Origin of the sequence: Streptomyces sp. NPDC002669, assembly GCF_042889165.1 — a bacterium.
Lineage (GTDB): Bacteria > Actinomycetota > Actinomycetes > Streptomycetales > Streptomycetaceae > Streptomyces.
Genome location: NZ_JBIAQQ010000044.1, coordinates 1 through 23,929 on the forward strand (window position 1 = coordinate 1; position 23,929 = coordinate 23,929).

The 23,929-nt window shown below is 73.9% G+C and carries 20 protein-coding genes; 1 reads left to right on the top strand and 19 read right to left on the bottom strand.

Annotated elements, in window-relative coordinates; all coding sequences use genetic code 11:
- Nucleotides 1–87: adenosylhomocysteinase (locus ACFYW1_RS36720; protein ID WP_362693304.1), on the top strand; the 87-nt coding region annotated here is incomplete at its 5' end.
- A gap of 89 nt (nt 88–176) precedes the next feature.
- Here ACFYW1_RS36720 and ACFYW1_RS36725 read toward each other — a convergent pair.
- The 19 genes from ACFYW1_RS36725 to ACFYW1_RS36815 form a co-directional block, all read right to left on the bottom strand.
- On the bottom strand, nt 177–488 hold the full coding sequence (locus ACFYW1_RS36725) for a hypothetical protein (protein WP_389003677.1): 312 nt from the start codon (nt 486–488) through the stop codon (nt 177–179).
- A gap of 178 nt (nt 489–666) precedes the next feature.
- Nucleotides 667–1,950 (bottom strand): FG-GAP-like repeat-containing protein, encoded by a 1,284-nt coding sequence (locus ACFYW1_RS36730; RefSeq protein ID WP_389003680.1) that lies wholly within the window; start codon nt 1,948–1,950, stop codon nt 667–669.
- A gap of 355 nt (nt 1,951–2,305) precedes the next feature.
- Nucleotides 2,306–3,130: an ABC transporter permease gene (locus ACFYW1_RS36735; RefSeq protein WP_389003683.1), complete on the bottom strand. Its 825-nt coding sequence runs from the start codon at nt 3,128–3,130 to the stop codon at nt 2,306–2,308.
- On the bottom strand, nt 3,127–4,065 hold the full coding sequence (locus ACFYW1_RS36740; protein WP_389003686.1) for an ATP-binding cassette domain-containing protein: 939 nt from the start codon (nt 4,063–4,065) through the stop codon (nt 3,127–3,129). The genes ACFYW1_RS36735 and ACFYW1_RS36740 overlap by 4 nt, the downstream gene beginning before the upstream one ends.
- Nucleotides 4,066–4,199: 134 nt before the next feature.
- Nucleotides 4,200–5,810, bottom strand: a complete 1,611-nt coding sequence (locus ACFYW1_RS36745; RefSeq protein ID WP_389003689.1) for an amino acid adenylation domain-containing protein — start codon at nt 5,808–5,810, stop codon at nt 4,200–4,202.
- Between the two features lie 44 nt (nt 5,811–5,854).
- A complete protein-coding gene (locus tag ACFYW1_RS36750; RefSeq protein WP_389003692.1) occupies nt 5,855–6,760 on the bottom strand; it encodes an OAM dimerization domain-containing protein in 906 nt (301 codons plus the stop codon).
- Nucleotides 6,757–8,340: a lysine 5,6-aminomutase subunit alpha gene (locus tag ACFYW1_RS36755; protein WP_389003695.1), complete on the bottom strand. Its 1,584-nt coding sequence runs from the start codon at nt 8,338–8,340 to the stop codon at nt 6,757–6,759. Before ACFYW1_RS36755 ends, ACFYW1_RS36750 begins: the two co-directional genes overlap by 4 nt.
- Nucleotides 8,337–9,440, bottom strand: a complete 1,104-nt coding sequence (locus ACFYW1_RS36760) for an L-erythro-3,5-diaminohexanoate dehydrogenase (protein ID WP_389003698.1) — start codon at nt 9,438–9,440, stop codon at nt 8,337–8,339. The genes ACFYW1_RS36755 and ACFYW1_RS36760 overlap by 4 nt, the downstream gene beginning before the upstream one ends.
- Complete coding sequence (locus ACFYW1_RS36765) at nt 9,437–10,846, bottom strand: KamA family radical SAM protein (RefSeq protein ID WP_389003701.1); 1,410 nt, start codon at nt 10,844–10,846, stop codon at nt 9,437–9,439. Before ACFYW1_RS36765 ends, ACFYW1_RS36760 begins: the two co-directional genes overlap by 4 nt.
- A gap of 42 nt (nt 10,847–10,888) precedes the next feature.
- Entirely contained in the window at nt 10,889–11,578 is a 690-nt protein-coding gene (locus ACFYW1_RS36770; protein ID WP_389003704.1) for a GNAT family N-acetyltransferase, read from the bottom strand.
- 28 nt (nt 11,579–11,606) lie between these two features.
- Nucleotides 11,607–12,635 carry a pyridoxal phosphate-dependent aminotransferase gene (locus ACFYW1_RS36775; RefSeq protein WP_389003707.1) on the bottom strand — a complete coding sequence of 343 codons (1,029 nt, stop codon included), beginning with the start codon at nt 12,633–12,635 and terminating at the stop codon, nt 11,607–11,609.
- Nucleotides 12,632–13,003 (bottom strand): cupin domain-containing protein, encoded by a 372-nt coding sequence (locus ACFYW1_RS36780; RefSeq protein WP_389003709.1) that lies wholly within the window; start codon nt 13,001–13,003, stop codon nt 12,632–12,634. The genes ACFYW1_RS36775 and ACFYW1_RS36780 overlap by 4 nt, the downstream gene beginning before the upstream one ends.
- A 133-nt stretch (nt 13,004–13,136) precedes the next feature.
- Nucleotides 13,137–14,477, bottom strand: a complete 1,341-nt coding sequence (locus tag ACFYW1_RS36785) for an acetyl-CoA carboxylase biotin carboxylase subunit family protein (RefSeq protein ID WP_389003712.1) — start codon at nt 14,475–14,477, stop codon at nt 13,137–13,139.
- Between the two features lie 54 nt (nt 14,478–14,531).
- Nucleotides 14,532–15,272: a GNAT family N-acetyltransferase gene (locus ACFYW1_RS36790; RefSeq protein ID WP_389003715.1), complete on the bottom strand. Its 741-nt coding sequence runs from the start codon at nt 15,270–15,272 to the stop codon at nt 14,532–14,534.
- Nucleotides 15,273–15,344: 72 nt separating this feature from the next.
- The gene (locus ACFYW1_RS36795) at nt 15,345–16,721 is read right to left on the bottom strand and encodes an MFS transporter (RefSeq protein WP_389003718.1); all 1,377 of its coding nucleotides are present in this window, start codon (nt 16,719–16,721) and stop codon (nt 15,345–15,347) included.
- The gene (locus tag ACFYW1_RS36800) at nt 16,721–17,791 is read right to left on the bottom strand and encodes an SAM-dependent methyltransferase (RefSeq protein WP_389003721.1); all 1,071 of its coding nucleotides are present in this window, start codon (nt 17,789–17,791) and stop codon (nt 16,721–16,723) included. The genes ACFYW1_RS36795 and ACFYW1_RS36800 overlap by 1 nt, the downstream gene beginning before the upstream one ends.
- A gap of 134 nt (nt 17,792–17,925) precedes the next feature.
- The gene (locus ACFYW1_RS36805; protein ID WP_389003724.1) at nt 17,926–19,227 is read right to left on the bottom strand and encodes a hypothetical protein; all 1,302 of its coding nucleotides are present in this window, start codon (nt 19,225–19,227) and stop codon (nt 17,926–17,928) included.
- 8 nt (nt 19,228–19,235) lie between these two features.
- Nucleotides 19,236–23,636 carry an amino acid adenylation domain-containing protein gene (locus ACFYW1_RS36810; protein WP_389003727.1) on the bottom strand — a complete coding sequence of 1,467 codons (4,401 nt, stop codon included), beginning with the start codon at nt 23,634–23,636 and terminating at the stop codon, nt 19,236–19,238.
- On the bottom strand, nt 23,633–23,929 hold the full coding sequence (locus tag ACFYW1_RS36815; RefSeq protein ID WP_389003730.1) for an acyl carrier protein: 297 nt from the start codon (nt 23,927–23,929) through the stop codon (nt 23,633–23,635). Before ACFYW1_RS36815 ends, ACFYW1_RS36810 begins: the two co-directional genes overlap by 4 nt.

The following is a 23,929-nucleotide window of genomic DNA, read 5'->3' on the forward strand; positions in this document are numbered from 1 at the left end:
AAGCTCACCACGCTCCGCCCGGAGCAGGCCGCGTACATCGGTGTCGAGGTCGAGGGCCCCTACAAGCCCGACCACTACCGCTACTGACCCCACCCACCGACCACCGGACACGGACACACGGACACGGGCACGGCCACCGCTTTACGGAGCGGTGGCCGTGCCCGTCGGTGGATGGGTCAGCAGCCCGCGGTGAGGTTCCCGCAGTACACCCAGCCCGTGTTGCCGTTGTCGTTCCTGACGTAGTACCACTTGTTGCCCACGCTGTTGTACGCGTAGTGCGACCACCAGACGGGCATCTCCGGGAAGATGACGCCCGTCGACGCGCAGGAGGCGCGGTAGCACTCCCGGATTTCGGCGTGCCGGACGGCATTCGTGGGCGTCCACGTGGCGGCCTGGGCGCTGGTCGAGACGGACATGGCGACAACGGCGGCGCCGAAAGCGCTCAGGACGGCGGTGCGCTTGCGCATGGCGAGAGTCTCCTTCTGCACGGACGGTACGGAACCACCCGGAACACACCGGGGCGGCGGTTGCACGGGTGGGGCCGGTTGGCTGCTCCCACTCTGGGCGCCACCGTCCGGAGCGACCAGGGATTCGGCCTGTCCCGGACATGTCCCGGCCGCTGTCCCACCACCGGATGGGACTGTCGGAGACGGGTCGGCGGACGGATCAGAAGACGTGTTTGAAGGTGCTCCAGCCGTGTCCGATCTGCGCGGGGCTGCTGAGGCCGGTGCCGTTGTGCGGGTAGTACAGCAGGTTCCCCGAGGAGTTGACGCCCAGCACGTCGGCCCTGCCGTCGCCGCTGAAGTCGGAGGCGAAGACGTGCTTGAACGTGCCCCAGCCGTTTCCGATCTTCACCGGGCTGCTGAGGCCGGTGCCGTTGTGGGCGTAGTACAGCAGGTTTCCCGAACCGTCGACACCGAGCACGTCGGCCCTGCCGTCGCCGCTCCAGTCGGCGGCCATGACGTGCTTGAACGTCCCCCAACCCGGGCCTATCTTCACGGGGTTGCTCAGCCCGGTGCCGTTGTGGGCGTAGTACAGCAGGTTTCCCGAACCGTCGACACCGAGCACGTCGGCCCTGCCGTCGCCGCTCCAGTCGGCGGCCATGACGTGCTTGAACGTTCCCCAGCCCTGTCCGATCTGCGTGGGGGCGGAGAGTTTGTAGCTGTTGTTGGGGTAGTACAGGAGCCGCCCCGTCCCGTCGACACCGAGTACGTCGGCGGCACCGTCGCCGCTCCAGTCGGCGGCCATGACGTGCTTGAACGTTCCCCAGCCCTGCCCGATCTGCGCGGGGCTGCTGAGGCCGGTGCCGTTGTGCGGGTAGTACAGCAGGTTCCCCGAGGAGTTGACGCCCAGCACGTCGGCCTTGCCGTCGCCGCTGAAGTCGGACACCCGCTCCCCGTCGGGCCACAGCGTCTGCAGGCCGTTCCGGCTCACCGGTGCGTAACCGGTGGGGTAACTGGTGCCCATCTCCACCGAGTCGGGTATCTCGCGGCTGAGCTGGCTGCTGCAGTGGACGATGTTCCAGTGCAGGTGCGGACCGGTCGCGTTGCCGGTGGCCCCGGACGTCCCGATCCGCTGGCCCTGCGCCACTCTTTGCCCGGCGTTGACGATCGTGGAATTGAGGTGGGCGTACTGGCTGCACCGATTGTTGCCGTGGTCGATCAGCGCCATGATGCCCCCGCCGGTCGACCACCCCTCGAAGTAGACGGTGCCGGCCGCGGAAGCGACGATTGGAGTTCCGGTGGGCATGGCGAAGTCGACGGCGTGACGGTTGTAGTCGTCGTTGTGCGAATAACCGCTGCCGGGTGTCTGCGTGATCGTGTACGCCGATCCGGCGGGATAGGGGAGTTTGAACGGGGCGCCGGGGGCCGCGTGCGCGGACCCGAGCGGAACCACGGCCCCCAGACAGGCGAGGATCATGGTCAGAGCGACGGCGAGGCCGCGGCGCATGGGCGCCTCCTTTGCGGAATTACGGGTATGAGGGGTTTCCGGTACAACCCGGGCCGCACCGCGAGGAATTGGAGTGGCCACCCGATTGGCGAGCGACCGTAGCAGCGGGAATTGGGCTTGTCGAGTGGGCCGTCGAAAGGGCGCCGTCGGTATTGTTCTGTGCCGGATTATTATTCCGGACCGCTAATGCGTAAGGCGTAATTGTCAAGTTCCGCGGCTGGCATGTAGAGGACATGGCGCGTCCCCAGGCACCGGAAATCATGGCGCGATCCCGTGGAACACCGGGCGGGTCGGGGCGTCGCCCGGAGCGGTGGCCGGCCCCGGCGAACCGGCTCGGACGCCGGGGCCGGGTCCGTCAGCGGCTCAGGTCCCGGAACCGCTTCACCGCCAGCGGGAAGAACACCGCGATCAGGGCCACCGGCCAGGCCGCCGCGAGGAGTTCCGCATGGGTCGCGGCCCAGGAGTCGCCGCCCGCGCCCGGGTTGCCGAACAGGTCGCGCACCGCGCCCGCCGTCGCCGAGATCGGGTTCCACTCCACGACCGCGCCCAGCCACGACGGCATCGTTTCGGGCGAGGCGATGGCATTGGAGAGGAAGCCGAGCGGCCAGACCAGGATCTGCACCGCCTGCACCAGTTCCGGCTTGCCCGCGACCATCGCCAGGTGGATGCCGATCCACAGCATCGCGAACCGCAACAGCAACAGCAGTCCCACCGCGCCCAGGAAGGAGCCGAATCCCCCGTGCCCGCGCCAGCCGATCGCGTATCCGACCGCGATCATCACGGCCAGGCCGACGACCGACTGCAGCATGTCGGCGACGCTCCGTCCGACCAGGACCGCGCCGGAGTTCATGGGCATCGAGCGGAACCGGTCGATGACTCCCTTGCCGAGGTCCTGGGTGACCGAGAGCATCGTCGACTCCAGGCCGAAGGCCATCGTCATCGTGAGCATGCCCGGCACCAGGTAGTCCTTGAAGTCCCCGGCGATGCCCCGTCCGCCGCCGATCAGGTAGCCGAACATCAACAGCATCATCACCGGGAAGACCAGGCCGACGACCACCCGCACGGGTTGGCGCGCCCAGTGCGCCAGTTCGCGCCTGGTCATCGTCCAGCAGTCGGCCGCCGCCCAGCTCAGTGCCGAACCCGTGCCGGGCGTCGTGCCCGCGCCGTGGACCGCACTCATGCGGCGACCTCCTTCGTCAGATGCATGAAGACTTCGTCGAGCGTCGGGCGGCGCACCGCGATGTCCTGCGCCTCGATGCCGGCCGCCTCCAGCGCCCGCACGGTCGCGGTCAGCGCGGCCATCCGGTCGGTGACCGAGGTGCTGAGCATCCGCCGGTCCTCGTCCACCACCACGTCACCGGGCAGGAGGGCGGCCGCGTGCGCCAGCTCGGTCGGGTCGTGCAGGACCACGTCGACGCGGTCGCCGCCGGTCCTGGACTTCAGTTCGTCCGCGGTGCCCTCCGCGATGACCTTCCCGTGGTCGACCACCGCGATCCGGTCGGCCAGTCGGTCGGCCTCCTCCAGGTACTGCGTGGTCAGCAGGACGGTCGTGCCACCGTCCACCAGTGAGCGCACCGCGTTCCACACCTCCGTGCGACCGCGGGGGTCGAGCCCGGTCGTGGGCTCGTCCAGGAAGAGCACCTGCGGCCGGGAGATGAGCGACGCCGCGAGGTCGAGCCGCCGCCGCATGCCGCCGCTGTACTGCCCGACCGCCTTGTTGCCGGTGTCCGCGAGCCCGAACCGGGCCAGGAGCTCGTCGGCCCGCGCGCCGGCTCCACGCGCGCCGAGATGGTGGAGACGGCCGAACATCTCCAGGTTCTGACGGCCGCCGAGCTCCTCGTCGACGGCGGCGTTCTGGCCGAGCAGCCCGATCCGCGAGCGCACCTCGGGGGCCCGGGTCCGCACGTCGATCCCCGCCACCTCGACGCGTCCCTCGTCGGGACGGAGCAGCGTGGACATGATGCGCACGGCCGTGGTCTTGCCCGCGCCGTTCGGGCCGAGGACCCCCTGGACGGTCCCGGCCCCGACCGTGAGGTCGAGGCCGTCGAGGGCCTGCTCGTCCCCGTACCTCTTCCGCAGGCCCTCGACGACGATCGCCGGATCGTAGTCAGGCACAACACTCTCCCTCAGTCAGTAATCAAATTTGACTAGTGGTGCAGAGAGTATGACCCGAGGGCCGACTGGTCAAACTTGTCCAGTGGGGTGGGCGGGACGGGCGCGGATCTCCCGCACCCGTCCCGGATCTCCCGTTACGCGGCCAGCGCCGCCCGGTCCAGCTTGCCGTTGTGCGTCACCGGCAGCCGGTCCAGATGGCACACCCGCTGGGGCACCATGTGCGCGGGCAGGCGCGCGGCCAGCGCGGACCGCACCGCGCTCGCCGGGACGTCCGTCCGCTCCGCCACGACGTACGCGGTGAGTGACTGGTCCCCGTGCCGGGTCTCCGTCACCAGACAGGCCGCGCCCGACACGCCCGGCACCGCGCGCAGCGCCGACTCGATCTCGCCCAGCTCGATGCGGAAACCGCGCAGCTTCACCTGGCCGTCCTGCCGGCCCGCGTAGTACAGCAGCCCGTCCTCGTCGGCCACGGCCCAGTCCCCGCTGCGGTAGTGGCGGCCGGAGCCGTCGCCCGCTTCGACGAAGCGCTGCCCCGTCAACTCCGGCCGTCCCAGGTACCCGTGGGCGACCCCGCTGCCGGCTACCCACATCTCGCCGCGTTCGCCCGGCGGCACGGGCCGGCCCTCGGCGTCGCGCAACGAGACCGACAGGTGCGGCAGCGGACGCCCGATCGGGGTGCGGCCGGGCACCGCGCCCGCCAGGACGTCCGGGGTGAGCGGGCAGTACGTGACGTGGACCGTGGTCTCGGTGATCCCGTACATGTTGACCAGCTCGGCGTCCGGGGCGATCCCGGACTCCCACCAGCGCCTCGCGTCGGCGGGCACCAGCGCCTCCCCGCCGAGGACGACCCGGCGCAGCGCGGGCAGCCGGATCTGCTCGGCGGCGGCCTCGACGATCAGGTTGCCGAAGGCGGAGGGCACCTGATTGAGGACGGTGACGCCCCGGTCCGCGAGCAGCCGGGCGAACTCGGCGGGCTCCGTGGCGGTCTCGCGGTCGACGACGAGGGCATGCCCGCCGTACAGCAGCGGACCCCACAGCTCCCAGACGCTGAAGTCGAAACTCAGCGAGTGGAACAGCGTCCACACATCGTCCGGACCCGTGCCCAGCAGCGGCACGGCCGCGTCCAGCAGGGCCAGCACCTGGCCGTGCCCGACCACGCAGCCCTTGGGGGCGCCGGTGGAGCCGGAGGTGTGGATGACGTACGCGGTGTCCTCGGGCACCCTCGGCCCGGCCGGGGCCGTGCCCGCACCGGACACGGCACGGGTCGCCAGGACGAACGGGCCCGCCTTGGCGATCGGCGTCTCGTCCGCCAGCAGACCGCTGTCGGACAGGACCAGCTCGACCGCGCCGTCCTCCAGCAGGTACTCCTGCCGGGCCACCGGATAACCGGGGTCGACGGGCAGGTACGCGGCACCGGAGCGCAGGATGCCGAGGACCGCGCCCGGGGCGTGCCGGGTGCGGGCGGCGCGCAGCGCGACCAGCCGACCGGGCCCGGTGCGCCCCTCCAGGCGCTGCGCGACGGCGTCGGCGAGCCACTCCAGTTCGAGGTAGCTCAGCTCGCCCTCGGCGTCGGACACGGCGGTGCGGGCGGCGTTGCGGGCGGCCACCGCGGCGAACCGGGTGTCGAGGCGATCGGCGGACCTTGCCGGGGGCCGGCCGATGGCGTCCAGCAGGGTGCCGACGTCGTCGGCGAGCCGGTCCAGTCCGGGCAGCCCGCCCGGACCGTCCTCGGGACGGGTGTTCATGGGACCTCCCAGGTGGGCAGGGGACACGGGTGGTGGGGCGCCGGTCATCCGACGTCCTCCAGAACGGCCGCGGGTGCGACGGGGGCGGCGGCGGGCACCAGGGCGTGCACCAGATAGCTGGCGACGTCGCCCGGCGTGGTGCCGCGGCCGAAGATCCGGTCCGCGCCCAGCGTCGCCGCGGCGGCCGGGTCGAAGCGGGGGCCGCCCACCACCAGCAGGGGGCGCTCGTGCTCGGCGAACGAGGCCCGCAGTTCGGCGCTCAGCTCCCGGACGTTGGTGAGGTGGGCGTCCCGCTGGGTGACGGCCTGCGAGACCAGGACGGCGTCGGCGCGCTCGGCCCGGGCCCGGCGCACCAGCTCCTCGACCGGGACCTGCGCGCCCAGGTTCAGGACCCGCATCTGCCGGTAGTACTCCAGGCCCTTCTCGCCGGCGAAGCCCTTGATGTTGAGGATCGCGTCGATCCCCACGGTGTGCGCGTCCGTGCCGATGCAGGCGCCCAGCACCACGAGCCTGCGGCCGAGCCGGTCCCGTACCGCCGCGTCGGCCTCCTTGGCGGACAGCAGCGGGTAGTCGCGCTCGGCCACCACGACCCGGTCGAGGTCCACGGTGTGGGCGACGGCACCGTACACCACGAAGAAGCTGAAGTCGGTGCCGCCGACCGCCTTGCTGTGCACGACCAGGGGGCGCTCCATGCCCATGCGGCGGGCCAGTTGGAGCGCGGCGCCCTCGGCGCGCGGGCCGCGCGGCAGGGGCAGGGTGAAGGACAGCTGCACCATGCCGTCGTCGGTGGTGTCGCCGTAGGGGCGGATGACGCCGTCGCCCTCCGGGTTGCTCGACGGGCCCTCCGACGGGGCGTTCGCGGGGCTGTCGTACAGGCTCTCGTACAGGTCCTCGTGCGGGCCGGTCCCGTTCTCGGGACGGGGCCCGGTGGTCCACGGATCGGTGTTCATCGGGCCTCGGTTCCTTCCAGGAGGTCGGTGGCCGGATTGCGGTAACCGGGTGCGCGGCGCACGACGCCGTCCGCGCCCCGCCCGCCGTCCGCGGGGCGCCGCATCCCGCCGAACGTGCCGTGTCCGATGGCGTCCAGCAGGCCCCGGTCGCAGATCTGCTCCAGCAGACCGACCGCCTCGTCGAGCACGTGGTGGGCGCGCCGGGCGATGAAACCGCCGGGGGCGGGGCGGAAGTCCTCGGCCAGCGAACCCGCCGAGCCCAGGACGTAACGGACGTTCTGCAGCGCCAGGTCGCGGTCGGACAGGAACGGGGTGACGACGGCCTCGGTCATCATCCCGACCAGCAGGATGCTCTGCCCGGTCAGCGCTCCCGCCAGGTTGAAGAAGCCGTTGAGGAGGTATCCGCGGAAGACGTCGCCGGTCATGTGCCGGGTCGGCGGCATCCACTTCAGCGGCGCGTCGGGGAACAGCTCACGGGCCAGCATCGCGTGCGCCAGCTCCAGCCGGAACGAGTCCGGCCGGTCCGGATCGATCTCGAAGGCGTGCCCGAGGCCGAGCTGCCCGTCCGGCAGGCCCGCCTCCTTCGCGAAGTACTCGTTCAGCAGCTGACTGGCCGTCACCGTGTGGGCGGCGTCCACCGCGTCGGCGGTCGTCAGGTAGTTGTCCTCGCCGGTGTTGATGAGGATGCCCGCACGGGCGTGCAACTGCCGGGAGAAACGCTGGTCGACGAAGGTGCGCACCGGGTTGATGTCGCGGAAGAGGATGCCGTACATCGAGTCGTTGAGCATCATGTCGAGGCGTTCGAGACCGGCCAGCGCCGCGATCTCCGGCATGCACAGCCCGGAGGCGTAGTTGGTGAGCCGTACGTAGCGGCCGAGTTCGGCGGACACCTCGTCGAGCGCGGCCCGCATCAGCCGGAAGTTCTCCCGGGTGGCGTAGGTGCCGGCGTAGCCCTCCCGGGTCGCGCCCTGCGGCACGTAGTCCAGCAGCGACTGGCCCGTGGAGCGGATCACCGCGATCACGTCCGCGCCGCCGCGTGCCGCGGCGCGGGCCTGCCGGATGTCCTCGTAGATGTCGCCGGTCGCCACGATCAGATAGATCCAGGGCGCGGGCGGATCGCCCAACTCGCCCACCATGCAGTCCCGTTCGGCGCGCCGGGCGTCGATGGCGGCCAGGCCGCGAGCGACCGCGCGGTGCGCCCCGGCGGCGGCCGCCCCGGCGTCCGCGCCCTCGGGGACGCGGAACGGCACGGTGCGGGCGGCGGCGTGCGCCGCCAGATCGGTGAGGTCGCGGTACGGCCCGGTGCGCAGCGCGTCCCAGACCGGCAGGCAGACGCCGTGTTCCAGGCCGACGGAATCGGCCACGGCGTCGACGAGGCGGTTCACCCAGGGGATGCCCTCCGGGTCGGCGCCGTCGAGCCCGGCCAGCCGCAGCGTGGCCCGTTCGACGGACACGGTGGTGTGGGAGCGGGCGAGGTCGACGACGGGGCGTCCGGCGCGGACGGCCAGGGCGCGGGCCCGTGCGACGACGTCCGGGTCGAGGTGCAGCTTGCCGTGGACGGGCGGCGCGGGGGCGGTCATCGGACCGCTCCGTTCCCGACGGCCCCGGCACCCGCGGGGGTGCGGTTCGCGGTCGTACGGGCCGCCGTTCCCGGCACCCGGTCGAACAGGGCGCGCACCCCCGGCTCCTCGCGCACCAGTCCGAGGGCCAGATCGCTGTGGCCGGGCTGGTACCCGTTGCCGATCAGCATCGTGACGTCGCGGCCCAGCCCCTCGGCACCGAGCGCGGCCGTGCTGAACGACGTCGCCATCGAGAAGAACGCCACCGTGCCGCCGTCGCGGGTGGCCAGGATCGCCGCGTGCTCGCACCCCGCCACGTCCGTGCACACCACCGTCACGTCGGCCGGGCCGCCCCGTCCTTCGAGCAGCGCGTGCAGGGCGACGGCATCCCTCGCGTCCGCCCGCACCACCTCGTCCGCGAGGCCGGCCGCGGTCAGGGCCGCCTCCTCGGCGGCGTCCGGCACCACCCCGACGACCCGGCCGGCCCCGGCACGGCGGGCGGCGGCGAGCGACAGGGAACCCGACTTGCCACTGGCCCCCAGCACCAGCACCGAGGGAGCGGCACCGTCCCGCGCGTACGAGGCGACCAGCCGCCCCGTCAGCGCCGGGGCACCGCACACGTCCAGGACGGACAGGGACAGTTCGTCCGGAAGGTCGTCCGGCAGGACCGCGACGACGGAGCGGCCGAACAGGATGGCGTGGCCGCGCGCCGGAACCCGTTCGCCGCGGCCGTCCCAGTCGCGCAGACCGTCCGTGATCTCCAACGGGGTCAGGGTCAGCGACACCAGGGTCGCCACCCGGTCGCCGGGCCGCAGCCCCAGCGGGGATTCGGGCCCCACCTCGGCGACGGTGCCGATCAGCATGCCGCCCGACCCGGTCACCGGATTGTGCATCTTGCCCCGGTCGCGCACCAGCGCGCACACCGCCGCCCGCACCGCGTCGCCGTTCCCGCCGTGCGCCTCGCGCAACTGCCGGAAGGACGCCGCGTCCAGATTCAGACAGGTGACGTCGACGCGCACCTCGTCGGGGGCCGGACGTGGATCGGTGTCGAGCCGGAGGGCGGCCTGCGGCAGCACCCCCCGCGGCTCGCGCACCCGGTGCAGCCCCAGTGCGGTGCTCACGACGCCCCGCCGATCAGTGCCTGCGCGCTCGTCCACCACGCCCGCCCCTGCTGGGGCAGGGTGTGCACCGGGTCGTAGTAGTGGTGCACCCGGTCGAGCGCCGCCGGGTCGTCGTGGTCGACGGTCGTGCGGTAGTTCTTCGTCCAGGACGATATGCCGCGCTCCCGGTCGTAACCGTCCGCCTGGTCCACCCAGCGCTTGCCGACGTACGGCACGTCGCAGACCAGCCGCGGGGTCGCGAAACCGGGCAGGTACCCCATGAGCGAACGCTGGAGCTCCTGGGCGCGGGCGAGCGGCAGCCGCCAGTGCTCGGCACCGGGGATCATGTCGCAGAGGTAGAAGTAGTAGGGCATGACACCGGCGGTGTCCAGCAGGGCGAAGCACAGGTCGAGCAGCGACTCGGTCGTGCCGTTGACCCCGTCGAGCAGGACCCCCTGGTTGCGGATGTCGCGCAGGCCCGCGTCGAGCAGGGCCCGGGACGCGCGGGCCACCAGCGGGGTGATCTGCTGGGCGGCGTTGGCGTGGGTGTGCAGGGCCAGCGACACCCCGCGGGCACGGGCGGTCGCGGACAGCTCCGCGACCCCGTCGAGGACCTGCGGGGCCAGCCAGTGCTGCGGCAGCCCGATCAGGCCCTTGCTGGCGAGCCGGACGTCCCGCACCGAGTCGATCTCCAGGAGCCGGCCGACGAACGAGGCGAGTCGCGGCCAGGGCACGTTGGCCACGTCGCCGCCCGAGACGACGACGTCGCGCACCGTCGGGGTGGCCCGCAGGTACTCGATCATGCGGTCCAGCCGGTCGGCGGGGCGCAGCACGAAGCGGTACTTGGTGACCTGCGGCGTGGACGTCCCGACCAGGTCCATCCGGGTGCAGTGCCCGCAGTACTGCGGGCAGGTGCTCACCAGTTCGGCGAGCACCTTGGTCGGATACCGGTGGGTCAGCCCCTCCACCGCCCACATCTCCGCCTCGTGCAGCGAGTCGCGGGAGGCGAGCGGGTGGCTCGGCCACAACGGGTGCCGGTCGGAGGCGACCGGCAGCATGTAGCGGCGCACCGGGTCCTCGTACCAGGCGGCCGTGTCCATCCCGGTGTGCGGGGCGATCGTGTTCAGGACGTGCGGCGGCAGCAGGACCGGCATCGTCGCGTGGACGCGCTGGTCGGCCTCGACGTCGTCGTAGAACGCGTCGTCGAGGCCGGGGCCCGCCACCGCGCGCAGCTCCCCGACCCCCTTGACGCAGTGCGCGCGCTGCCACTGGGGGTCGCACCACTCCCGCTCGGTGACGTCGCGCCACCCGGGGAAGCGGCGCCAGTCCGGTTCCACCGCCTCGTGACGGCGGTACGTGTAGGGCTGGGGGAGGGGCTCGGCGGCAATGTCCGCGGGGGCCGCCTCGGCACGGAGTGAACGGGACACCTTGTTCCTCGGAATTCCTCTGGCGGACCGGCGGACAGCCGGTCAGCGGGTGAGCCGGTAGACGAACAGACCTTCCGGATCGCGCTCGGGCAGCAGCTCGAAGCCCGCGCGTTCCATGACGCGCTGCGACGCGACGTTGTCCTCGGTGGTCGTGGCGACGACCGTGTCGACCTTGTCCTGACGCAGCGACCAGGCGGCGAGTTCGCCCAGTGCCTCGGTGGCGTAACCCTGGCCCCTGGCCTCGCCGTTGAGGTCGAAGCCGATCTCCGCGGAGCCGTCGGACGGCGGCCCGTGGAAGCCCATCGCGCCGACCACCCGGGCGTCCTGCGTGCGCAGCAGCAGGTACATGCCCCAGCCGGGCACGTGCACCCCGGCCCCGGCGGCCCGCGTCAGCATCTTCGCCGCGATCCGGGTCTCCGCGCTGGGCGCGCCGCCCAGCCATTCGAGCCCGGCGGTGCCGCCCTCGGTGATCTGCCCGGCCTCCTCGGGCAGCACCTCGCGCATCCACAGCCGCGGGGTGACCAGCAGCTGCACGGCGGGCCGGGCGGCGTCCTCGGCGACGGCCCGGCGCACCGGGGCGGGCCGGCCGTCCTTCCACAGCTCGGCGATCCGGTCCAGACAGGCCTGCTCGCCGCCGGTCCAGCCGGTGGCCTGCCAGCCTTCGGGCAGACCGGTGCCGTTCGGCCACAGGGCGTACTGCTGCCGGTCGTTGACGATGACTGCGTGGGTCACAAGTTCTCCTGAGGGGGGTTACGGCCCGTCAGCGGACGGGGTCGATCAGATCGAGGGCGTCCATCAACCGCACCAGGTCCTTGGCGGGGCCGAGGGACACCCGCAGATGTCCGGCGAAACCGAAACGTCCGGCATCGCGGACGAGGATGTCATGATCCTGCGCCAACAACCGCTCGGCGGCGGCCGAGTCGGAGACGGCGACGGCCACGAAGTTCGTCGCCGAGGGCAGCGACCGCCGTCCCCGGCGCGCCAACTCGCTGCGGAACCAGGCGCGTTGAAGTGAATTCTGGCGGCGCACCTCGTCCAGGTGGTCGCGGTCCGCGAGCGCGGCGACGGCGGCGGCCTGGGCGACGGCGTTGGCACTGAACGGCATGGTGCCCTGCACCTCGTGCAGCCGGGCGACGAGTTCCGCGCTGCCCACCGCGTAGCCGAGCCGCAGCGCGGCCAGCCCGTACGCCTTGGAGAACGTCCGCAGCGACAGCAAGGGGGCACCGCTGCCCAGGTAGTCGCGCAGCTGAGGGGTGCCGGCCGGGGCGAACTCCAGGTACGCCTCGTCGACCACCAGGGGAGTGCCGGTGACGGCCGCCCGCTCGACCAGCAGATCCATGCGGTCGCGGTCCAGGACGGCCCCGGACGGGTTGTGCGGGTGACAGATGTAGACGATGCCCGCGCGTTCCATCGCGGCGGCGACGGCGTCCGCGTCCACGCGACCGTCGTCCAGCGGGATCTCCTCGCAGCCGCGCCCCACCGCGGTCAGGCAGACGCGGTAACCGGGGAAGGTGCCGGCGGTGGTGACGCCGGGGCGGTCGCGGTCGCCGAGCGCGAGCGCGGACAGCAGCACCAGCTCGTCGCTGCCGTTGGCGACGGCGACCTGGTGTTCCCCGACGCCGAGCCGCGCGGCGACGGCCTTCGCGGGCGCGGAGCGGGCCGGGTCGGGGTAGACGGCCGCCGGGTCGAGGGCCTCCCGCGCGGCCAGCAGGGCCAGCGGGCTGGCGCCGTGGGCGTTCTCGCTCAGGTGCAGCCGGGCCGGACCCGTACGAGGGGCGGCGATGGTCATGCGGAGTCCCCCAGCAGGATGCCGAAGCAGTAACTGCCGGGCTCCGCCTCCAGGGTGAGGAAGCGGTGTTCCGCTCCGGCCGGGACGTGCAGCAGCGCCGGGGACGACAGCTGCTGGGTCTCGCCGTCGACGGTCACCTCGATGCGGGCGCCGCCGGGGTTGGGCGAGACGAGGAAGTAGATCTCGGCGACCTCGTGCCGGTGCGGGTCGGCGACGGGACGGCCCACCAGGTGGTCGATCGGCCCGCCCGCGAGCTGGATCGGCACCCCGCCGAACATGTCGGCGGTGAGATAGAAGGGGGCGGGGTCGTGGTGACCGGCCACCGGCAGGAACTGCGGGACGTCGGTACGGATCTCAGCGGTTGCCACGGAGGGCACTCCCCTTCCGGCTGCTACGGTCCTGTGGAAGGGGACCAGCGTCGCCGACCCGACTAGAGCGCGGGTGGAGCCCCCGCCCCGACGACGGGGACGCCCCGCGCCACGGGGCACGGGGCGGGGGAGCTCACCACACGGGCACGGGCCGGTCCGTCACCCCGGTCCACCGCCCGGCCGGAACCACGGCGGCCACGGGGACGGCGGGGGCCGACCCGGTCACGACGCGGTGGGTCCCGTCCGGGCCCGCCACCGTGAACGACAGCACCGACAGCACCCGCTCGATCACCTGGAGCATGGTCTCGTGGTCCGCCACCGAGCCCTCCACCCAGGCGAGTTCCCCGGTCTGCACACCGGTGGCCAGCCGGGAGCCGGGCGAGTGGGGGATGACGACGTTCTCCACGCCCTCCACGGAGAGCGCCTCGCGCAGCCCGCGCACCCCGATGTAGGTGCCGCCACCGGGCGGCGCCGGCACCGCCCGGGCGAACACCACCCGCCGGTCACCGGCCCGCACGTCCGACACGTCCTCGCCGAGCGCCACCCGTCCGGCCAGTGTGATCGCGTCGAAGTCACCGGAAAGGCGCGCGAGTTGGGGCTGAAAACCGCCGAGCCTCCCGTTCACCTCGATGATCCTCGGGCCGTCGGCGGTCAGCTTCAGCTCGGTGTGGGTGATGCCCGTGGTGATGTCCAGCGCGTGCAGGGCGGCGGTCACCACCTCCAGGGCCGCCGCGCGCTCCGCCTCCGCCAGGGGCGCCGGACGCAGATGGCCGACTTCCCGGAACGGCGGCTCCAGCGGGAACTTCCCGGTCACCGCCCAGTGCGAGACCCGCCCGCCGGTCACCGCCGACTCCACGGAGATGTGGTCGCCGTACGGACCGCAGTCCCGCCCGCGCAGATACTCCTCCAGCACCAGGGAGTTCTCCCCGCCCGGACCCGACAGGAGCTGTTCCACCAGCGCCGCGCCCCGCTCCGCGTCCTCGATCAGATGGGTGCTGCGGCTGCCCTCGCCGCACAGGGGCTTGAGCACGGCCGGCAGCCCGACGGCCGCGAGCGCCCCGGCCCAGTCCTCCGGCCGACGCACCGCGACCGAGCGCACCGAGTCGGCGCCCCGCTCCCGCAGCCGACGGCGCTGCGCGTACTTGTCCCGCAGCAGCTCCACCGTGGCCGGCGAGTGGTAGGGCAGGCCGAGCCGTTCGGCGATCTCGGCGGTGACCGAGAGCCGGGACTCGCTGAAGGTCACGATGGCATCGGGGGAGTGCGCGGCGAGCCGCCGCGCCGACTCGTCGTGGTCCGTGGCGTCCAGCCGTACGACGGTGGTCAGTTCCTCGGCCAGCGGGGCCAGTTCGTCGGTGTGGTCGCCGGGCCACAGGGCCAGCAACGGCTCGCCCAGCGGGGACAGGCCGTCGACGATGTCGAGGAGGGAGGCGGACCCCCGGTCCAGGACGACGGCTATGACGGGACGCTCAGACATGGATCAGTCCTTCGGGCAGGGCAGGGCAGGGCACGGATCGGATCGGGCGGGTTCTCAGGCGGCGGACTGGTCGGACTCCTCGGCGTAACGCACTCCGGAGAGCACGCTCGCCACCGGGACCCCGGGCACGGCGGTCGCGTTCCGGGCGGCAACCGGGGCCGTCGCACCGAACAGGGGCAGCGCGGCGGCGGTACCGGTCACCTCGGCCCCGATGGAGCGGTGGGCCTCCCAGCGCTCCCGGGAGAGCCGGAACCGGTCGCTGACCACCTGCTCGCCGCGGACCGCGTTGATCTGGCTGCCGTCGCGCTCGAAGCCGAACTTGGCGCACACGCCCTGCGAGGCGTCGTTGCCGCGGCGCACGACGGAGAACGCCTGCTCGGCCCCCAGCCCGGTGAAGGCCAGCTCCAGGGCGGCCGCACGGGCGTGTCCGCCGAGCCCCTCGCCCTGCCGGCCCAGCGCCAGCCACGAGGTCAGCAGCACCTCCCGGGTGACGCCGAAGTCCCGCGCGCCCAGGCTCTGCGAACCGATCACCTCGCCGTCCGCCACGACGACCAGGTACAGCGTCCAGTCCTCGGGGGTCCAGGTGGCCATGGCGTGCCAGTGGCGCTGGAGGACGCGGCGGGCGACCTCCTCGGGGGTGCCGTCCGTCCACTGGGAGAAGAACGGCATGAAGCCGGGGGCGTGGACGCCCTCGACGGCCCGGGTCGCGAGTGCGTCGAGATCCTCGGGGGTGGGCCAGCGCAGCTCGATGCGCGACGTGCGCACGCCGATGCGGGCGAGCGGCCAGTTGTCCATGGTGTACAGCACCTCGGTACGTCGTAGGGGAGGAAGCGGAGTGAGGGACGGGGACGGGGGCCGACGCGTGCGCTACACGGCGGCCGTGACGGGTTCGGCGGCGTTCTTCTCCGAGGACTCCGCGGCCCCGGTGCGCTCCGGCGCCGGGTTCTCCTTTTGCGCCGCGCTTTCCTCCGGCGCCGCGTCCTCCTCCGGCTTCGGCAGGTCCGCACCGAGCCCCAGCGACGTGCGCAGCCGCACCGCCACGGCGACGACCGCCAGGCAGCCGGCGAGCAGCGTCACCATCAGGCCCAGCCCGTCGGCCCACGGCAGCAGGACCCCGGCGAGCGCCGGCCCGGCCACCGAACCGGTCGAGACGGCCACCGAGAGCAGGGCGTTGACCCGGCCCCGTACGCGCTCGGTCGCCAGGTCGTTCAGCAGCGACGTCACCACCGGGAAGACCAGCGCCTCGCCCACCGAGAGCAGCACCACCCCGGCCATGGCCAGCCCCAGCGCGCTGCCGCCCCGTTGCAGGCCCGCGGCGAGCACCAGTGCCCAGGCCACGGCCCACACCGCGCCCGAGACGGCCAGCACCGTGCTGCGGCGGATGCGCTGGATGCGGTCGGCCAGCAGCACCTGCGCGCCCACCGCGACCAGGATGTTGACCGCGAAGGCACCGGAGATGCCCTCGGGCCCGAGCGCCCCGCCCTGCGTCAGATAACCCGGCAGACCCGAGCGGAACTGCCCGTACGAGACGAGTGAGCAGACCGTCAGGGCGGCCAGCAGCACACCGATGTGACGTTGCGTCAGGACGTCCCGGTAGCCGACCCGGCGCTTCTCGCCGGAGTCGTCACCGGTTTCGCCGCCCGCCTGGACCACCTTGGGCAGCAGCCAGAACAGCACCGCGCCGGCCAGCAGGAACGTCGCACCGTCCGCCAGGTACAGCAGGGCGAACCGGACCGCGCGCGACCCCGCGTCCAGGGACGCCACCAGACCGCCGGCCAGCACGCCGAGCCCGGTCATCGCGTTGAACACCGCGTAGTCGGCGGAGTAGGCGAGCCCCCGCTCCCGGGCGGAGGGGGCCCCCGCGTACAGGAAGCGGAGCACCGTGCCCACGCCGCTGATCCCGAAGCCGTACACCAGCGCAGCGGCCAGCGCGGTGTACACACCGGTCGCCTGCGCGTACAGCGCCGTGCCGGCACCGGCCACCGCCATCACCACGGGCACCGTGGTGCGCGGCGGGAAGCGGTCGAGCAGCGCGCCCCACAGCAGCCCGCCGACCACGGCCGTGGCCGCCTGCACGGCCAGCGTCACCGCGGGCACCCAGGAGGGCAGCCCCCGCACGTCGCTGAGGTAGATCCACAGGAACGGCAGCACCAGACCGCCGCCGAAGGAGTTGAGCGCGTTGACGCAGAGCACGACACGGGTGCGCGGGGAGAACTCCCGCAGCGTCGCCAGGGGGTTGGCCATCACCGGGCCTCCAGCACGTACAGCCAGGAGTGCGGGGTGCCGAAGGGCACGATGCGGCGCGGGACCAGGCCGGCGCCGGCGAACAGCTCCTCGTACGTCTCCTTGGTGTGCAGGGGGACGCCCATGAGCGCGTGGGCCAGCTCGTAGCCGAGCGAGAAGACGGGCAGCGTCCGGGAGTTCTCCGAGTCGGGGCGCAGCATCGTGTCCGCGAGGACGAACGTGCGGGCCGCCGGGAACGCCTCGCGCAGCCGGGTGAAGGTGTGCGGGCGGGTCTCGGGGTCCGCCAGCAGGTCGTGCAGCAGGAAGAAGCTCATCACCGTGTCGACCTCGGCGAGGGTGTCGCGGTGCGCGGCCCGGTGGCACACGTCCAGCACGTCCGTCCGGATCGCCCGGACCCGGTCGGCCAGGCCCGCCTCGGCGATCGTGCGGTGGCCCAGCTCGGTGGCCGGGCCGCTGATGTCCAGGCCGAGGCCCCGGGTACCGGGACGCTCGCCGACCACCCGGGAGACCCGGGCGGAGATGCCGCTGCCCAGGTCGGCGAGGACGGAGAAGTCCACGTCGGCCAGGACCGAGTCGAGCGTCCCGGCCATGAAGGAGCGGTCGTTCTGGCCGGAGCCGAGCGCCACCATGGCCTCGTCGCGCAGCACGTCCGTGCCGAACGCGGCCTCGCCGGAGACGATGCGGTGGGCCTGCGCGAACACCTCGTCGTACCCGCCGACGCCCCAGGTGAAGTACCCGCGCATGCGGATGATCTCCTGGCCCGCGGTGGTCAGCAGCGCGGTGTCGCCGTCGTCCTGGAGCCGGACCCAGCCGCAGGTGGCGGCGGCCCGGACGACCTCGCGCAGGACCCGCTCACGGACGGCGGGGCCGATCTCGGCGGCGAGGGCGCGCAGGTCGAGCAGGGGGTCGGCGGCCAGCCGGTCCCACACGCCCAGCCGGTCGAGCGCGTTGATGACGGTACCGGCCACATAGCCGTTGAACGCCTGGTCCACGCCCATCGGGGCGGGAGCGGCGCCGGCCCAGTCGGCTGGGGTGGGCACCGCGGCGGTGAGGTTCTGGACGACGGTCATGGCGGGGTCCTTTCGGGTGTGCGGATGGGGGCGTGTGTGGTGGGGACGTGCGGTGGGGGTGTGCGGACGGGGCGGGGACGGGGTGCTGCGGACGAGTGTCGGGTACCGGGGTCGAGGATGAGGGGAGCCGGGGCTCAGGCCGTTCCGGCACCGGACCCGGCGACCGGGCGGAGCGGTGTTCCGGCGAACGCGGCCCAGTCGGCGAGCAGTTCGTCCGCGGACGAGCCGCCCGCGACCGGGGCGTACACGGCGAGCGCCACCGCCCAGCCCTCGTCCGCCGGGGCGAGGACGCAGCGGATCAGCGGGACGTCCGCCGCGGCGAACGTCTCGTCCACGGCGGCGGCCCGCACCAGCGCCTCCGCTCCGGTGCCCGGCGCCGGGCCGAGGACGCGCGCCGCGACCGGCCGGCGGGAGTCGCGGGCGAACCACCGGCCGCCGTCCCGGGTGAAGACGGTGCGCAGGCTCGGGCGGCGGTCCAGGAGCGCGGCCAGCGCGGCGTCGGCGGCCGGGGCCCCGGGCACGGTGCCGGGCAGGACGGCCGTGGCGCACAGCGCGTGCTCGGCCGCGCTCCCCGAACGCACCAGGTCGTGGAAGAGCCAGCGCTGCTCGTGCGGGGTGAGCGGACGCAGTCCGGGCGCGGGCGAGGCGGCGGTGACGGAACCCGAGCGCCGGAAGGGGTACCCGGGCAGCCGCACCCGGCTCCCGCCCCGGCCGAGCGTGCAGTCCACGTCGAAGCCGTGTTCCCACAGCGCGGCGAAGAGCCGGGCGTACGAGGCGGGGTCGAGCGGGTCGAGTCCCAGCACACCGGGGCCGTCGGCACCGTCGCCCACCCGGACCACCAGCAGCTCCGTCTCCGGGTCCGCCGCGTTCTCCGAAACCGTCGCCCGGGGGACGCCCGCGCCCGTCGCCGCCGCCCGCAGGGCGTCCGGCAGGGACAGGTCGCCGCGCACGGCGGCAGCGGCGGCGGCGGCCGGGCCCCGGCCGACGACCGAATCCGGGCGAACCCCGTGGGCGGCCAGCCAGGACGCCGTGCCGTACAGCTCCGCCGCCGTGCGCGCGGCGGGTGCCGCAGCCGTTTCCCCGGCGGCGGCCGACGCCTCGGCGACCTGCGGCAGCGCGGGGGCGCCGGGCAGCGCCGAACCGTCCCCGAGGTCGAGCACCAGGGCGGGCACCGGGGTCTCCCGGTGCGGGCGCTCCGCCGACTTCCGCAGGGCGGCGGCCAGTTCGGCGCCGGTCGTGCCGGTCACCGCGTGCCGGACGGCGAACCGCTCCCGGCCGCGCACGAGGGTGAGCGCCACGTCGTCCGGGTCCAGGGAGGGGTCCCCCGCCAGCCGGTCCGCCAGCCGCACGGCCGCGTCCGCCGCGGCCCGCCCGTCCCGGGCGGACACGGCCAGGACGCGCGGTGCGCCGGGCCCTGCCAGAAACGTCGTCTCCATCGCGGAGCTCACACCCTCTCCCGTACGTGTTCCTGCACGACCACATGGGCGTTCGTGCCGCCCACCCCGAACGAGCTGACGCCCGCCGTGCGCGGCCGGCCCGCGGGGGAGTCCCACGCCCGGCCCTCCGTCAGCAGGTCGAACCGCCCGCCCTGCGCGGTGAGTTCGTCGATCGGATCGCTCACGTTCGGCGTCGCGGGCAGCACCCCGTGCCGCACCGCGAGCACCGTCTTGATGAGCCCGGCGATTCCCGCGGCCGTGTTGCAGTGGCCGATGGACGCCTTCACGGAGCCGACGGCCACCCGCGGCCCGGTCGTGCCCAGCGCCGCGCCGAGCGCGGTCGCCTCGATCGCGTCGCCGAGCCGGGTGCCGGTCCCGTGCGCCTCCACGTAGCCGATGTCGGCCCCGGTGACGCCGGCGGCGGCGACGGCCCGCCGGATCACCCGGGCCTGGCCCTCGATCCCGGGCGCCGAGTAACCGACCCGTTCCCGCCCGTCGTTGTTGACGGCGCTGCCCCGGATGACGGCGTGCACCGGGTCGCCGTCCCGCTCGGCGTCACAGAGGCGGCGCAGCAGCAGCGCCCCCGCGCCGAACCCGCCGACGGTGCCCGAGGCCCGCCGGTCGAAGGGGCGGCACATCCCGTCGTCGGCGTACAGCAGACCGGGCCGGTGGACGTACGAGCCGTCGGACTCGCCGTCCAGCGAGACCGCACCGGCCAGTGCGTAGTCGCTCTCGTGGCGCAGCAGCGCCCGGCAGGCCAGGTGCACGGCGTACAGCCCGGTGGAGCAGGCGGTGTCCAGCAGCAGCGCCTCGCCCCACAGGTCGTGCAGGTACGCGAAGCGCGACGCCACGAACGTCGGGTCGACGCTGACCACGTCGTCCACGCGGGCCTCGCCGTCGGTGTGCACCAGGCGGGGGCAGCCCGCGTACAGGCTGGTGCGGTGCGCGATGTCGGACAGCCGCAGCGAGGCGTCCTCGACGGCCGCCCACAACACCTCGTGCAGCACACCGTGCTGGGGGTCGCCCGACGCGACGTCGTCGGCGGTGAGGCCGAGCAGACCGGCGTCGTACCCCGTGCCGTCGGCGAGCATGCCCCAGCGGGCCACCCGGCGGGTGCCGTCGCCCCGTTCGGTGATCAGCGGCCCCGGGCCCTCGGCGAAGCAGTCGCGGCCCGCGACCAGGTTGTCCCAGAAGGCGTCCAGGTCGGGGGCGCCGGCGAACCGCGCGCCCATCCCGACCACCGCGATCGCGTCGTCGTCCGCGCGGACCGTCGCCCGGGGCGCCCGCACCGGCTCCGCCGGCTCCTCGTCGGCGGCCGAACCGCCGATCAGCCGGGCCTGGGAGCGCACGGTCGTGTACCGCATCAGGTCGGCGACGGCCGGGCCGGTGCCGGTGGTCTCGCGCAACGCGTCCTGGAGCTTGACCAGCAGCAGCGAATGGCCGCCCGCGTCGAAGAAGTTGGTGTCCCGGCCGAAGACCCGGCCCGGCACCACCTTGCGCCAGGCCCGCAGGACCGCGGCGGTCACCCCCTCGGCCGCCTCCTCCCGAGGAGCGGCGGCACCCGGCGCCGCGGCCCGCGGCACCGGTGCGTCCGCCACCGGCTCCGCCACCGGCTCCGCCATCGCGTCCGGCGGTGCGGGCAGCCGCTTGCGGTCGATCTTTCCGTTCGCGGTCAGCGGCAGCTCGTCGAGGGCCAGCAGGTGCGAGGGCACGGCGAACTGCGGCAGCACGGAACGCAGATGGGCCCGCACCGCCTCCGGGTCCGCGGGACGCTCCAGGACCGCGTAGCCGACGATCTCCTTCTCGCCGGCCCCGTTGATCCGGGTGGTGACGAACGCGCCCCGCACCGACGGGTGCGCCCGCAGCGCCGCCTCGACCTCGCCCAGCTCGACCCGCTGACTGCGGATCTTCACCTGGTTGTCGGCGCGGCCGATGAACTCCAGCTGCCCGTCGGCGGCCCACCGCACCCGGTCCCCGGTGCGGTACAGCCGCGCCCCCGGCTCGTCGCCGAACGGGTCGGGCACGAACCGCTCGGCGGTGCGGCGCGGATCGCCCAGGTAGCCGCGGGCCACGCCCGAACCGCCCAGGACCAGCTCGCCGGGCACGTACAGGGGCGCCGGATCGAGGGTGCCCTCCAGGACCACGTACAGCCGGGTGCCCGGCACCGCCCGGCCGATCGGCACGCTGCGCGCCTCCTGCGGCACGTCCTCGATGGGGTACCAGGAGGAGGTGAAGGAGTTCTCCGTCGGCCCGTAGCTGTGCAGCAGGGTGCCGGGGCGCGCCCAGCGCAGCGCCTTGCGGACGTGCGGCACCGAGATGATCTCGCCGCCGAAGTAGACCCGGCGCAGCGACTGGAGCAGATCGGGGGTGTCCTCGATCAGCCGGTTCAGCAGCGGCGTGGTGACCAGCAGCGTCGTCACCCCGTGCTCCCGCAGCGCGGTGCGCAGCTCCCGGGGGCTGAGGACGAGTTCCTTGTCGAGCACGACCAGCTTCGCGCCGTGGGTCAGCGCGCCCCAGATCTCGTACGTCGCCCCGTCGAAGTTGAGCGGCGACAGGTGCGAGACCGCGTCGTCGGGGCCCAGCGGCACGAAATCGGGGCGGTGCATCATCCGCAGCACCCCGCCGTGCGGCAGCACGACCCCCTTGGGCCGGCCCGTGGAGCCGGAGGTGTAGAGCACGTTGAAGGCCGTGTCCGGGCCGGCCGACGTGGTCGGCGCCGACACCGGCATCGGCGCGGCGGCCTCCCGGACCGCCCGCGGGGTGTGCACCGGCAGCCCGGCGACCCGGTGCTCCTCGCCCGGCTCGGCGATCAGCAGCCGGGGCCGGGCGTCGCGGACCACCAGCTCCAGCTGGGCGTCGGGGTAGGCGGGGTCGAGCGGCAGATACGCGGCTCCGGCCAGCCCCACCGCCAGCATGGCGGTGACGGTGTCCGGGCCGGGGCGCAGCAGCAGCGCGACGACGTCGTCCGTACGCACCCCCCGCACCCGCAGCCAGTGCGCCATCCGCGCGGCGTCCCGCACCAGTTCGCCGTAGCTCAGCCGGGTCCCGTGGTGCACGACGGCGGGGGCGTCGGGGGTGCGGCGCGCCTGCTCCAGCACGAGCTGCGGCACGGTGGCCGCGGTCACCGGCGTGCCGGGTCGCGGTCGGCCCGTGCCGGGCGGGGGCGCGAGGGAGGTCAGCAGCTCGCGGCAGGTGACACCGGGCCGGGCCGCCGCCGCGAGCAGCCGGTCGAGCTGCTCCACCATCAGTTCGGCCGTGGCCGGTGCGTACAGGGCCCGGTCGTAGTCGATGCGCAGCACGAGCCGGTCGGGGGCCTCGACGGCCGCGAACGCCAGGTCGTACTTGGCCACCGCGCTCTGCGGATGCAGCAGCCGCACATCGGCGCCCGGCACCTGCCAGGCCGACGCGGGCTGCGGCTGGTGCAGGAAGACCGCCCCGTACGAGGGGGCCGTGCCCGGCGGCAGGTCGCCCGACTCCGCGTGCGCCTCCATGGAATCCAGGACCTGCTCGCCGAGCGCGGCGGCGTAGTCGGCGAACGGGCGGGCCGCCTCGTGCACGGTACGCACGGGCAGGACCCGGGTGAACAGGCCGACGGCGTTCTCCGCGTCCGGCTCGTGCCGCCCGGCGAATGGCATGCCGAGCACCCCGTCGTCCTCCCCGGACCAGGCGTGCAGCAGCAGGCCCCACGCGGCGAGCAGCACCATCGCGGGGCTGGCGCCCTCGCGGGCGGCGAGCGCGCGGACCTCGGCGAGCCGTTGCCGGTCCAGTTCCCGCTCGGTCCAGCCCGCCCGGCCGCGCAGCCCGTCCTCGGGGCGCAGCCGGTCCGGCAGCGGGGCGAGCCGCGCGGGCTCGCCGTCCAGGAGCGTCGTCCAGTACGGGTCGGGGGCCGCCGCCACGGGCTGCGGGGCGGGCACCGGCACCGGCACGAAACGCGGGTCGCGGCCCGAACTCCGGGCCCGGTAGGCGGTGACCAGGTCCTCGGCGAGCACCTCGACGGAACGGCCGTCCGCCACGATGTGATGAACCGTCAGGGTCACCAGGGCCCCGTCCTCGTACCGCAGCGCCTCGGCCCGCAGCAGCGGCGCGGTGCCCGGGTCGAGCGGGCGCGCCGCGGACAGGGAGGCGTCGGCCAGCGCCGCCTCGCGGTCGTAGCGGCCCGGGCGCGCCGCGATGTGCAGCGGCACCGTCGCGGCGGGCTCGGCGGCGTGCCGCAGCGCGCCGTCCACCGTCTCGAACCGCCCCGCCGGTGCGGGATGGCGCGCCAGTACGTCGGCCAGGGCCGCGCGCAGCGCCCGGCCGTCCAGCTCGCCGCGGAACTCCAGGCAGAGCGGGATGTTGTACCGGCCGGAATCGGGCTCGCAGCGGTCGGCGAGCCAGATCTCCAGCTGGGCGGAGGAGGCCGCGGTCACGCCCCCGCCTCCGCACGCCTCGCGTCGTCGCCGCGGGCCGGGACGATGCCGGTGAGGAAGAGCGCCAGCTCGGCCACGGTCGGATGGGCGAAGAACTGACGGGCCGTCAACGCTATGCCCAGTTCCTGCTTGAGGGTGCGCACGATCCGCAGCGCGCACATCGAGTGGCCGCCGACGAGGAAGAAGTTCTCGTCGTCGTGGAACTCGTCGTGGCCGAGGTTGTCGGCCCAGGCGGTGCGCACCAGCGACGCCAGCTCGCTCGTCACGCCCTCGGGGGAAAGCGCCGATGTCAT

Coding starts and splice junctions, on each gene's coding strand:
- ACFYW1_RS36735 (WP_389003683.1), bottom strand. CDS start 3,130: ATGAGTGCGGTCCACGGCGCGGGCACGACGCCCGGCACGGGTTCGGCA.
- ACFYW1_RS36785 (WP_389003712.1), bottom strand. CDS start 14,477: ATGTCTGAGCGTCCCGTCATAGCCGTCGTCCTGGACCGGGGGTCCGCC.
- ACFYW1_RS36745 (WP_389003689.1), bottom strand. CDS start 5,810: ATGAACACCCGTCCCGAGGACGGTCCGGGCGGGCTGCCCGGACTGGAC.
- ACFYW1_RS36775 (WP_389003707.1), bottom strand. CDS start 12,635: ATGACCATCGCCGCCCCTCGTACGGGTCCGGCCCGGCTGCACCTGAGC.
- ACFYW1_RS36795 (WP_389003718.1), bottom strand. CDS start 16,721: ATGGCCAACCCCCTGGCGACGCTGCGGGAGTTCTCCCCGCGCACCCGT.
- ACFYW1_RS36730 (WP_389003680.1), bottom strand. CDS start 1,950: ATGCGCCGCGGCCTCGCCGTCGCTCTGACCATGATCCTCGCCTGTCTG.
- ACFYW1_RS36800 (WP_389003721.1), bottom strand. CDS start 17,791: ATGACCGTCGTCCAGAACCTCACCGCCGCGGTGCCCACCCCAGCCGAC.
- ACFYW1_RS36805 (WP_389003724.1), bottom strand. CDS start 19,227: ATGGAGACGACGTTTCTGGCAGGGCCCGGCGCACCGCGCGTCCTGGCC.
- ACFYW1_RS36755 (WP_389003695.1), bottom strand. CDS start 8,340: ATGACCGCCCCCGCGCCGCCCGTCCACGGCAAGCTGCACCTCGACCCG.
- ACFYW1_RS36815 (WP_389003730.1), bottom strand. CDS start 23,929: ATGACATCGGCGCTTTCCCCCGAGGGCGTGACGAGCGAGCTGGCGTCG.
- ACFYW1_RS36790 (WP_389003715.1), bottom strand. CDS start 15,272: ATGGACAACTGGCCGCTCGCCCGCATCGGCGTGCGCACGTCGCGCATC.
- ACFYW1_RS36750 (WP_389003692.1), bottom strand. CDS start 6,760: ATGAACACCGATCCGTGGACCACCGGGCCCCGTCCCGAGAACGGGACC.